The following is a 12437-nucleotide window of genomic DNA, read 5'->3' as shown; positions in this document are numbered from 1 at the left end:
AAGTCCGTCCAAATACAGATTCCTGCGGATTTATGTTTCTTTCTAAAAATTAAATTTGTTAGACTTGAGACAATTATTTTTGACATTCAAACCAGTCTTTACAGGATTTTAGCTTAGGCTATTTTCCAGGTTTTCCGAGGATAGTGTTTCGGAAAAAGATTCAGGTTTTGCTTTATATATTTAAAGGATTTTTTCTTAATGACCAGTTCAGAACTTGTGGCTGATCTCTCTAGCTTAACGCCCATGATGCAGCAGTACATGTCGGTCAAAATGCAGCATCCACACTCATTGATGTTTTATCGCATGGGTGATTTCTATGAACTGTTCTTTGAAGATGCCCATAAGGCCGCCAAAATTTTAGGCATTACCCTGACCCATCGCGGTAAAGCCAATGGCCAGCCAATTCCCATGGCCGGTGTACCTTTCCATGCTGCTGAAGGCTATCTGGCTCGTCTGGTGAAAAAAGGCGAAACGGTGGTGATCTGCGAGCAGATCGGTGAAGTGACTGGTAAAGGTCCAGTTGAACGTGGGGTCGTCCGGATTATCACTCCCGGGACTTTAACTGATGATGCCTTATTAGGTGCGCATCAAACCTCCAACCTGGTGGCTCTGTGTGTTCACCAGCAACAAATCGGAATTGCACTTCTCGACCTGAGTGCGGGTTTATTTAAAGTCCAGCAAATCGATTATGACTTAAGTCAGTTAGCCATTGAATTGGCACGCCTCATGCCTAGCGAAATTGTGATTGATGAAAATCTGCAAGATCAAGCACTGGTAGAACACTTAAAACAACAGCTAGATGTTCCAATCAGTAAACGTCCGAATGTCGACTTCAACCAGAACAATGCCCAGAAGACCTTATGCGACCAGTTTGCAGTAAGTACACTTTCAGGTTTCGGAATTGATCATCTGCCTTTGGCCAAAGCTGCTGCGGCTGCATTGATTCACTATGCCAAAGAAACCCAGAAAACGGCTTTACCGCATATCCGAACCATTCAACTGGAACAAAGTTCAGACTTTATTGCACTGGATCCAGTCACCCGTCGCAACCTCGAATTGATTGAGCCTTTATTTGAACATGGCACTTCATTGTTTCAGCTGATCAATGACTGTCAGACCGCTATGGGTGGCCGTCTGCTTAGCCGCACCCTGATGCAACCGCTTCGTGATACTGCGATACTGGATGAGCGACTGGATGCGACACAGGCATTGCTTGAAGGTTTCCATGAATCGCCAGTCCGTCTGGTCTTAAAAGAAATCAGTGATATTGAACGTGTACTCAGCCGTATCGCTTTAGGTAGTGCTCGTCCACGCGATCTGGTTCAATTACGTCAAGCCTGTGCACAGATTCCATTTTTACGCCATGCGTTACAACCGCTGTTAAGTCAGCAGAATTCGAAATTATTGCAACAGCTGAATGAAGAACTGGGCGATTTTCATGGCCTGCATCAGCGCCTGATGTCCGCCATTGTTGAAAATCCACCGGTATTGCTACGTGATGGCAATGTCATTGCAGAAGGTTTCGATAGCGAGCTGGATGAGCTGCGTAAAATCCGTGATCATGCCGGACAGTTCCTGATTGATCTGGAGATTAAGGAACGTGAGCAAAGCGGCATTCCTACCCTGAAAATCGGCTATAACCGTGTCAGTGGTTATTATATCGAACTGACTCGTGCACAAGCTGAACAGGCACCTGAACATTATATCCGTCGCCAAACGCTGAAAAATGCTGAGCGTTATATCACGCATGAACTAAAAGCTTTTGAAGATAAAGTATTGTCTAGCGAATCCCGTGCACTTGCTCGCGAGAAAATGCTATTCGAAATGTTGCTGGATGAACTGCGTCAGGATATTGGCAATCTACAGATGATGAGCAGTGCGATTGCCCAGATCGATCTGTTGGCAAACTTTGCCCATCAGGCACGTTTACGCAATTGGGCACGACCAAAATTCAGCCCTGAAATTGGTGTGAAAATCGTTGCCGGCCGTCATCCTGTGGTTGAAGCCTTAAGCAAGGCAGCCTTTACTCCAAATGATACCCAGCTGGATTATCAGCACCGTATGGCCATTATCACCGGTCCAAATATGGGTGGTAAATCCACCTTTATGCGCCAGACTGCCCTGATTGCCCTACTGGCTTATTGCGGTAGTTATGTGCCAGCGCAATCGACAACACTGGGTCCAATTGACCGAATCTTTACCCGGATTGGCTCTGCAGATGATTTGTCGACTGGCAAATCAACCTTTATGGTGGAAATGACGGAAACTTCGCAAATTCTGCATCATGCTACCAGTCAATCTCTGGTTCTGATGGATGAAGTGGGTCGTGGAACCAGTACTTATGACGGGCTGTCCCTGGCTTGGGCTTGTGTGCTGGATCTGACTAAACGGATTCAATGTCTATGTCTGTTCGCAACGCATTATTTTGAGCTAACCGAACTGGACAAAGAAGCAGGAATTGATAACTATCATGTCACAGCCAAAGAACTAAATGGCAACCTTATTCTGCTGCATAAAGTCCAACATGGCCCAGCTAGCCAGAGTCATGGTTTACAAGTGGCTAAACTGGCAGGTATTCCTGCGGCTGTAATTAAAGAAGCTCAGCATCGCTTGAAGATTCTGGAAAAGCAGCATCAGGCCAAACCACAGAGTCCGCAGCATGATCTGTTTGCGATGCCTGAAATCATCGAAAAAGTCATCGAGATTGAAAAGCCTTCAGCAGCGCTTGAATTATTAGAAGACATTGATGTCGACAATCTGAGCCCACGTGAAGCATTACAGCAACTTTATGCTCTTAAAGATCTCATGAAACAGCCAAGTTAAAATCTCTTCTAAGCCCTATCCCGCATAGGGCTTAGCTGATGATGATTCTCATTCCCTAAGCCTTTCATCCAATCATCGCAGTTTTTTCAAATTTAACAGCCCTATATATAACAAATATCAATAAAAGGAATTGTTTGTTCCCTCTATTTTTGCCTAAAATACGGTATTCGTCATTAGAACCATATTTTTTAGGTAGCTGTCGCCATGACCTTCGTTGTCACTGAAAATTGTATTAAATGTAAATATCAAGACTGTGTTGAAGTTTGCCCAGTAGACTGTTTCTATGAAGGTCCTAACTTCCTTGTGATTAACCCGGACGAGTGTATCGACTGCGCGTTATGTGAGCCTGAATGTCCTGCGAATGCAATTTTCTCTGAAGATGAATTACCGGAAGGCCAAGAAGTCTTTATCGAGCTAAATGCTGAACTGTCTCAAAAATGGCCGAACATCACACAAATTGGTGAGCAACCTGCTGACCGTGAAGAGTGGAATGGTAAAACTGATAAATTACAATATCTTGAAAAATAATTTTTCAAATCTTAAAAAAAGACCAGCATAGACTGGTCTTTTTTTATACCCCATCCACACATTTCATTGCAATTTATCCTGATTTTCTCCGTAAAAGTGGACTAAAATAGCGCTATTTTAAAATATCTGAATTGCTATCAATGAAGCATTTAATAAAGGGGTTATTGAGTGTTTGTATAATCCCGCTTGTCTTTGTAGGATGTGCTACCACCACAAAACAGTCTGGTAAAGTAACTCCAGATAAAAGGATTTACATCCCAGAAGAACGAGTCCAGTACAACCATAAACCACAGCCTAAACCGGTTCCTTATGTCTATACTCACTGGGTATCGGCACTAAATAACCTGTCTCTTGTACGTGAATATGAAAACTTTTTGGCCCAGCAAGGGGTCGGAAATATTATTCCAAGTTTTGAGCTGATGCGTACTGCACGGGATTGGGCTAAATGTGGTCGATCGCAATATATGATTCCAAGCCGTGAGCTCTGGTCAAATCAGGTGCCTACTTTACGTGTCTTCAAATATCTGGTTGCTGCCAATGTACTGACTGATTTTGAAGTCACTTCGGTTTATCGTGACCTGCCTTTAAATCAGTGTGCCGGTGGAGCCAATTCTTCACGTCACCTGTTTAACTCGGCAATTGATTTTCGGATCGGACCTGAGTACCCACAGGCTCAGGATTATGCAGCAATTGAAAATACCAAGTTCAAACTGTGCCAGTTTTGGTTACAGCATGGACAAAGCCTGAATATGGGGCTCGGTTTATATGCCTCTGGCCAAATCCATATTGATACTCAAGGTTATCGCACTTGGGGCCCGGATTTAAGTCGTCGCTCATCAATGTGTAATTACTAAGTCATTTCATTTTCTATACAAAGCCAGCTTTTGGCTTTGTATAGCCTAAAAAATCAGCGAATATAGAACAATAAATTGCGCTGTGCCCGGAAAAGTTTAAAATGCACGCATCACAACAAAGGTGCGAGTACTATGCAACAAATGTGGACAGATATTGACCGCTACATTGATTCACATTTAATTCCTGAAGATCCTATCCTGAATCAGACTCTTGAAAATACTGCTGCACATGGTTTTCCAGATCATCTGGCTGTTGCGCCGAATCAGGGCATGCTGCTGCAAATGCTGATCCAGATGAATAAGTGCAAGCGCGTACTGGAACTAGGAACCTTTGCTGCATATAGCACCATGTGGCTGGCTCGTGCCCTCCCTGAAGACGGTTATATCCTGACAATCGAAGGCCGTGATACACATGCTGCGATGGGACAGGAAAATATTGATCGTGCACAGTTAAAACAGAAAGTTGAGCTGAAATGTGGCCGTGCTGCAGATGTGCTTCGTGCCCTGCCTGAAGATACTGAAGCTTTCGACTTTATTTTTATTGATGCCGATAAGCAAAGCTATCCTGAATATCTGGAGCTGAGCTTAAACTTTTCTCACTCCGGTACCATTATCTTCCTGGACAATGTGATTCGTGCCGGTGATATCATCAATCCGGATAATAAAAAACCAAGTATTGAAGGCATTCGTGACATGTTTAAAGCGCTGGAAAATCATCCACGTATCTTATCTTGTACTGCTTTACAGACCGTTGGCAGTAAAGGACATGATGGTTTTGCACTCGCAATTGTCAAATAATACAACTAGAACAAAAATCAGCCAATAAAGTATTCTCGATAAATAACATCATCTTACAGAATGTAACCACAGAGTTATCCACAATATATGAGGATAACTCTGGTTATTTTTAATTCAAGCTGTAACAATTTATCAAAAAATACATTTCTGTAGGTTTTATCACCCTCTTTCTACTTCGCTACCAATAATGGCACTTTAGAATTTCGGAAAATCGTTGTCGCAATACTGCCCAAGAAGAACTGGTGGATCTTGCTGTGACTGAATGCCCCCAAGACAATTAACTGAATCCCATGTTCCTGCTGATAAGACAGGATATTTTCAGCCACTTCTCCGTAGCGGTATTCTGGAACGACCTCTAGTCCTGCTTCTGTCAAATATTGCAGAGGCTCATTCAGGATTTCCACATGATCCCCGATATAAAGCAGATGACATTGTAATTGTCTTAATAAATCACTTTCTGCAATACGTTTCATCATCTTCACACAGGTTGGTGAATATTCATAAGCAAAGATAAAACGTGTCGGTGGTCTGAAGTGTTCCCCTACAGTCATCACTGTACAGTTAGCACCACGGATAAAGTTTTCTACATTGGTGCCGATTGGCTTATTTTTCTCGGCAGAACGCTCACCGAGTAGTCCAATGACTGCAATATCATCAGGTTTTAGAATCTGAAAACTTTGTTCCAGAAAATCACCCTTTTCCTGAATATGGGTGGTGCGGATGCCATAATCTTTAAAGATACGGTCCGAAATATGCTGGAGCAGATTATTGCTATAACTAAGCGCAATTTCACTTTGCTTTTGCTCCAGCTCAGCCAGCTCTTTAAGCAACATGGCATTGCTTTCAAAGCCAATCACACCGCTAATTTCCCCAAGATGATAACTGGCCGGGTAATAATCCAGAACCTGTAATAAAACCAGTTCACGGCCGGTCTGTTTGGCAATCCATGCAGCCGCATCTGCAAGTGCGTTCGTGCATGGTGAGGAGTCTATGCAGGCAATGACACGTTTCATGTTCAGCCTCTCTTTTATAATAAAAATTTCTTAGTTATTTTTAACTTAGCACAAGCATTAGTAAATGTGCACTGAAATCTGTAAGGCTTGAATTGAAATATGTTAACTTTTATGTGATGTGATAAGACCTTTACCGAATATTAAGCACCTGATATAAATCCTTTTTCCAAGAACTTCTTTCACTATTTTAATCCCGATATCGAATCAATTTTGCCGGATTTCCGGCGACAATTGCACGCGCTTCAATATCTTTCGTGACCATGCTATTCATCCCTATAATCGCCTGATCGGCAATTTTCACCCCATCTTTTATGCCGACGTGGGCACCTAGCCAAACATCCCGACCAATCTCAATCCCTTTGGACCTGACTGGCTGCTGATAAATCGGCTGCTCCAGTTCCATCCCATGATCAAAGGCATAAAGATGACAATAGGCTGCGATGCGTACCTGATCATGCAGTTTAATCCCAACCCGACCACCATCCAGAATACAGTGATGATTGATTGCAACTTCGCTCCCTATCTCCAAAGGACCATGTAGCGTACAATCTGCCGCAATAAAGGTATTATCTCCGATACTAATTTTACGACCCGGCTCAGCAAAGATATGCGCCAACGGCGAAATAAAACAGTTTTCGCCAATTTCGACTGTTTCCATCTCCATCAGATAGGTCTGATATTCTTTCTGCCAAGCTTCAGCCCAACCACGATTCTTGGGTTTTAAGGACCAATATAGCCAAGGCATATAATTCAGGCGGTGTTTATGCTGCTCACGATATTTCAGTAATGGATCTGGTTCAGTCATCTGTGGCTTCTTCTATGATTTTTAATTGTTCACGTCCGCGAGTAACATCCTGAATCTTCAGAGCAAAAGGTTCAATCTGATGTTTCTGAAATTGTGCCTGAACCTGTACGCCTTCAGCCGAATATTCTTCCTGATAGTCAATCTGCTGCTGATTCAACTCATACTGAAAAATCGCCCACTCATTAAACTGGCAAGCAAATTCGACCTTTTTCTTTTCAATCAGCTCAATTTTTTCAGCTAATAACAAACATTGTCCAGCACAGCCGCCATAGGCACGGACCAGTCCGCCGGTGCCTAATTTAATACCGCCATACCAGCGATTCACCAGTACCAGTACATTGGTTAGCTCATTGCCTTCAATAGTCGCGAGGATCGGCCGGCCGGCGGTACCCGATGGCTCACCATCATCATTAAAGCGTACATGATGACCGATTTTCCAGGCCCAGCATTGATGAGTGGTGGTCGGATCACGATAGACCTCCAGAAAATCCTTCACATCCTGCTCATTTTCTACAGGTGTGGCAAAGGCCTGAAATCGGCTTTTTTTGATGTCTTCCTCAAAACTGACAAGGCTGGCAATGGTAAATGGCATAACTTCAGGCATTCAAATTTCACCTGTGCAGTATACCTGTTTTGATGGGGCAAAGAAAAAGCCTCTCTAAACGAGAGGCTTGATTCAATTTAATTTTATTAATTACTTTTAAATTTAACGTTCACGCAATGCTTCTTTAGCCTTGTTGAATGGCTTGATCAGATAGTCCATTACCGTTTTTGCGCCGGTACGAATGTCAACAGAGGCCACCATACCTGGTGTGATATTAAACTCCTGCCCGGCGGCATTTCTCAATTTGTCACTATCGGTACGGATATACACACGATAGTAGAACTGATCCTGTTTGACTTCATCCCGCAAGGTATCTGGCGAAATCACAGTCACTTTGCCTTTTAGACCGCCATAAATCGAGTAATCATAGGCAGTAATCTTAACCAGTGCTTCCTGATCAGGACGGATAAAAGCAATATCACGTGGTGAAATCCGAGCTTCAACCAGTAATTTTTCATCCAGAGGCACGATGGTCATCAGCTTGCCATTTTGTGGTACCACGCCACCCAAAGTCATGACATCAATTTCTTTGACCACGCCACGAACTGGGGATTTAAAAATGGTCCGGTTCAAGGTATCTGACTTGCCGCGTACCACCTGTTGCTGAGTTTCCACATCAGTATTGGCTTTGGAAAGTTCTTCCCGTGCTTTAACATAGTACTGGTTACGAATATCATTCATCTGGTTACGCAGGTCATTGGCTTCTCGCTTCAACCGTAAAACTTCAACTTCACTGGCTGCCCCTTTAGCCACCAATGGCGCGGTCATTTCCAGTTCCTGTTGTACCAGTACCAATGCCTGTTGCAAGCCGGCAAGAGATTCTTCCAGATTGGCACGACGTGACTGATACAGTGCGGTTTCTTCTTTAACCAGTTTCGGATATTTCAGCACTTCTTCAGGGAAAGACAATGGCGTACCACTCACTTCTGCACGTAAACGGGCGGAAGTCGCACGTGAAGCGATTAGTAAGGATTCTGATTCACCGACATTTGATTCAAAGCGGGTTGGATCAAGCTGAGCCAAGACTTGGCCACGTTCTACAATCTCGCCTTCTTTAACATTTAACTTGGTTAGAATGCCGCCCTCCAGAGACTGAATCACCTGTTCTTTGGAAGATGGAATGACTTTACCCGTACCGGTCGAGACCTCTTCCAGTTTAAATAGCCAGGCCCATGTCAATAGAATTAACAAGCCAATGCCCACAATCCAGATAATCAGACTAGATTTAGGTAATGGCGGTTCCTGAAAGCTCACTTTGTTTGAACGCGTTAATGTTTGTGGTTCACTCATGCGCTTGCTCCCACGACCCGTTTAGTTCCTACCTGTGACTGATTTAATATTTGGTCTCGTGGACCATCCATGACAATTTTGCCATCATTGACCACGAGAATACGGTCAACTAACTCCAGTACGGCGCGACGATGCGTTGCCACTACCAGTGTACGATGGGACAGATACCCTTTCAGATGATCAATTAACTGCTTTTCTGAAACGTCATCAATCGCTGCGGTTGGTTCATCTAGCAACAAAATTTTAGGCTGGCGGATCAGGAGCCGTGCCAGTAACAAGGCTTGACGCTGTCCACCCGAGAAGCCCACTCCACCTTCCAGAATGATATGATCCAGACCTTCTTTTTTCTCCTGAACAAAGTTAAGTGCACCAGTGATTTGCAAGGCTTCCAGAATCTGTTGATCTGTAGCGAGCGGTGCACCCAAAGTCAGGTTTTCACGGATACTGCCGTAAAAGAGTTGTGAATTCTGATTGAGCAGGCCCATATCACGGCGTACATCTGAAGGATCGATCAGAGTCAGATCAATACCATCCAGTTTGACCTTACCCTGTGCTGGGGTTTGCATGCCCGACAACAGTTGTAACAGCGTCGATTTACCTGCACCGTTACGGCCCAGAATTGCAATTTTTTCACCTGGCTTAATTTCCAGTTTTGGAATGACCAGACTCGGTTTGGGATCATCATCGCCGTATTTGAATACCACGCCACTCAGCTCATAATGACCATCCAATACAGGACGGTGAATCAGATGTGAATAATCCGGCTGATCCACCGGTTTTTTCATTAACTCATCCAGACCGCCTTTAGCAACTTTGGCTTGCTGTAAACGGCCCAAGACACCGGTAATTTGTGAAATAGGTGCCAGCATCCGTGATGATAAAATCGAACAGGCAACTAAAGCACCCGTGGTCATCTCACCATCCATCACCGCAAATGCACCGACCAAGACCACAATGGCAAAGGTGAGTCCCTGAATTTTTTGGGTCCATGCTGTCATTAAGCCAACAATTTTACGTTGTTGCATGCTGACATCAGCAGAGACTTCATTCATGTGATTCCATTGGTTCTGGAAGCGGGTTTCAGCTCTTAACAGCTTGATATCTTCAATCCCTTGTACGGCTTCCACTAATAAAGCATTACGGATCGCAGATTCACGCATTCCTAACTGTGCCAACTTAGCCAGTTTTTTCTGCGCCAGAATCCCTGGAAGAATCATGAGTGGTACTACCAGTAGCATGACCCAGAACAGGTTGCCGCCAATAATCCAGAAGATCCCCAGGAACAGGAAGAAGAATGGCAGATCTGCAATAGCCGTCACGGTAGTTGAAGTGACCAGTTCACGCACACCTTCGAGTTCACGAATCTGCGAAATAAACGTTCCGGTCGATTTGGAACGCTCACTGTTTTTAATTCTTAAGGAATGCCCAAATACCCGGTCAGATATTTTCAGGTCAGCCCGTTTACCAATAATGTCTGAAAGATAAATACGGGATACCCGCAATACAAACTCGAAAATCGCCGCAATCAGTACACCACCGGCCAACACCCATAAAGTAGGAATCGATTGTGAAGGAATGACACGGTCATAAACGTTCATCGAGAAGACAATCGTTGCCAAAGCCAGAATATTGGCGATTAAAGAGGCAAACATCACATCGATATAGCGTTTCCAGTCTTTCAATACAATTGACCAGAACCAGTTTTTCTCAAAGGGCTTGATATATTCGTCGACACGCGCATCCGGTACAGAAGACTCTGGTCGCAGGATATAAACATGCTTCGCACCAGCCTCTAACTGCTCGATGGTAAAACTTTGCGATAAACCGGCATCTCCACTCAGTTGTACACTGACATTGCCTTGTGTGTCGATACGTTCAATAACACCGACATCTCCGCTATCAAATTCAACCAATAAGGGCAAACGCCAGGGATTCAGCAGACTGCTATCAAATTTATTTTTACGGACATTCAATCCCATCTGACGGCTGACAATCTTGAGCATTTCATCAATGTCATGATGCTGGTTCCAGTCCAGTTGCAGACGAATCCGTTCCTCAGATGGTTCAATCCGATAATGCTTGGCAATATTCAAAACTGCCTGAAGCCACGGCTGATAATTTATTATAGTACTCATGGCTGAACTTCAAACCCCTGAATAGAAATACGGTTAAGCGCGTAAATATCCCGTGTACGACCTGTCACCTGAATGTATTGCACAATTGCCGAATAGATGTCATAGCGCGCTGATTCAATTTCCTGTGCTGCGCTGTGAATAGCCTGTTCTGCGTTTAATAAATCCACTACAGTCCGTGTGCCCAATTTATATTGTTCTTGATATAGCTCTTTGGTTCGTACCGTGGTTTCACGGCGCTGAGCCAGGACATCCATTTGTCTTTGTTTATTTTCAATCTGTTCCCGGATTAAGCGAACCTGATCCAGCACATCCAGATAAACGGTATTGACCTGTGCGCGTGCCGCTTCTTCGGCATAACTGGCAGCACGTGCCTGAGACCGAACAGCGCCCCCCTGATAAAAATTACTGCTAGCTTCAATCATAATTGAATTATAAAAGCCATCATCTTCATTATTATTTGGATTTCGACCATTGACTGCCTGACTTAAGCTACCTTTCAGATTAATGGTCGGATAACGGCTTAAACGTGCCTGATCTTTTTGCAATCGAGCTACATCTACCCCTGAATGTGCCAAGATCATGCTTGGAATCTGGGTAAATTCAGGATCCTGATAAAGATCAGCCTGGGTCACGATACGATCTGAAATTTCCCATTGGATTGCAGAGACATCAAATCCCAATAAAGTTCGTAGACGTTGCTGATATTGTCTTAACTGGGTCTGTTGCACGATCAGGTTAGATTGTGCAGCTTCCAGATTCGACTGCGCCTGAACCGGATCGGCCTGTGTGCTAATCCCGGCGCGGGCACGTAAATTGGCAATTTCTGCAATGCGTGCGATGCCCTGAATCTGCTGTTCGGCAATCTTGGTAATTTCCTGATAGCGCTTAATATTGACGATGGCATCCGCTACTTCCAGTGCCACCTGATCCAGACTCACCAATACTCTTGCCTGTTCTTCTGCCAATCTCGCCTCTTCAACACTGACATTGGTTTTAATCTTGCCAAAGTCATATAGCATCTGGGTTGCATTCAGAGAAACCACCTGACGTCCACGTTCACCTGAGGTCAAATCTCCGGTACCTACACCGCCAGATAACTGCGGATAATAGGCTGCTTTGGCCACATCAATATTGGCGGCCTGTGCAGATAAAGACGAAATACTCTGGGCAATTTCCGGACGACGCTGAACTGCTGTATGAACCGCCTCAATCAGACTCATTTTTGCAGGAATACCAGCATTTATAGGTCGAATTGAAGATTGTCCCTGCTACGGCCGACTAATCTGTGGCAGTTCGGCTACTTTTGAGGTATCCAGTGAGTACTGACTCAGTGAGCTAATATCAATCGTCTGCGCTGATCGCGTTGGCTCTGGAGCAATCAGTTTTCCTAACCCACTTTTAATATTATTAAAATAATTCTGTGAATTTTCTGCATGTACGAATGGCACAGATAAAGGTAAAAGAAGAATGATCCATATCCCCTTATTTTTATCTATTATCCCCTGAACATTTTTTAAGTGCTGCACCCTAAATTGCATAATAATGAGTGTTTCGTGTTTTAGCCTAACAATATATCAAATCATACGA

Annotated in this window: 9 protein-coding genes and 1 pseudogene; 4 read left to right on the top strand and 6 right to left on the bottom strand. The window is 44.0% G+C overall.

Annotated features, from left to right (window positions below):
* Window positions 1-198: 198 nt before the first annotated feature.
* From mutS to FTV12_RS02375, 4 genes are all read left to right on the top strand, one after another.
* Window positions 199-2823: a DNA mismatch repair protein MutS gene (mutS, locus tag FTV12_RS02390; protein ID WP_180033471.1), complete on the top strand. Its 2625-nt coding sequence runs from the start codon at window positions 199-201 to the stop codon at window positions 2821-2823.
* A gap of 204 nt (window positions 2824-3027) precedes the next feature.
* Complete coding sequence (fdxA, locus tag FTV12_RS02385; protein ID WP_004786212.1) at window positions 3028-3351, top strand: ferredoxin FdxA; 324 nt, start codon at window positions 3028-3030, stop codon at window positions 3349-3351.
* A gap of 140 nt (window positions 3352-3491) precedes the next feature.
* Window positions 3492-4205, top strand: coding sequence for a D-Ala-D-Ala carboxypeptidase family metallohydrolase (locus FTV12_RS02380; RefSeq protein ID WP_004786214.1), 714 nt, complete (start codon window positions 3492-3494; stop codon window positions 4203-4205).
* Window positions 4206-4337: 132 nt separating this feature from the next.
* Window positions 4338-5003, top strand: a complete 666-nt coding sequence (locus FTV12_RS02375) for an O-methyltransferase (protein WP_179992294.1) — start codon at window positions 4338-4340, stop codon at window positions 5001-5003.
* Between the two features lie 170 nt (window positions 5004-5173).
* On the opposite strand, the gene FTV12_RS02370 is transcribed toward FTV12_RS02375, so the two are convergent.
* The 6 genes and pseudogenes from FTV12_RS02370 to FTV12_RS02345 form a co-directional block, all read right to left on the bottom strand.
* Window positions 5174-6016 (bottom strand): universal stress protein, encoded by an 843-nt coding sequence (locus FTV12_RS02370; protein ID WP_034703837.1) that lies wholly within the window; start codon window positions 6014-6016, stop codon window positions 5174-5176.
* Window positions 6017-6203: 187 nt separating this feature from the next.
* Window positions 6204-6821: a DapH/DapD/GlmU-related protein gene (locus FTV12_RS02365; RefSeq protein ID WP_004786220.1), complete on the bottom strand. Its 618-nt coding sequence runs from the start codon at window positions 6819-6821 to the stop codon at window positions 6204-6206.
* Entirely contained in the window at window positions 6814-7413 is a 600-nt protein-coding gene (locus FTV12_RS02360) for a YigZ family protein (RefSeq protein WP_159122803.1), read from the bottom strand. Before FTV12_RS02360 ends, FTV12_RS02365 begins: the two co-directional genes overlap by 8 nt.
* A 114-nt stretch (window positions 7414-7527) precedes the next feature.
* Window positions 7528-8715: an HlyD family efflux transporter periplasmic adaptor subunit gene (locus FTV12_RS02355; RefSeq protein WP_004786223.1), complete on the bottom strand. Its 1188-nt coding sequence runs from the start codon at window positions 8713-8715 to the stop codon at window positions 7528-7530.
* Window positions 8712-10850: a type I secretion system permease/ATPase gene (locus FTV12_RS02350; RefSeq protein WP_180033470.1), complete on the bottom strand. Its 2139-nt coding sequence runs from the start codon at window positions 10848-10850 to the stop codon at window positions 8712-8714. Before FTV12_RS02350 ends, FTV12_RS02355 begins: the two co-directional genes overlap by 4 nt.
* Window positions 10847-12388 (bottom strand): annotated as a pseudogene (locus tag FTV12_RS02345) (TolC family outer membrane protein). Before FTV12_RS02345 ends, FTV12_RS02350 begins: the two are co-directional and overlap by 4 nt.
* Between the last annotated feature and the right edge of the window lie 49 nt (window positions 12389-12437).

Source organism: Acinetobacter sp. YH12233 (assembly GCF_013417725.1).
Taxonomy (GTDB): Bacteria; Pseudomonadota; Gammaproteobacteria; order Pseudomonadales; family Moraxellaceae; genus Acinetobacter.
The sequence above is the reverse complement of the archived record's forward strand: the minus strand, read 5'-3'. Positions and strand labels throughout refer to the sequence as shown.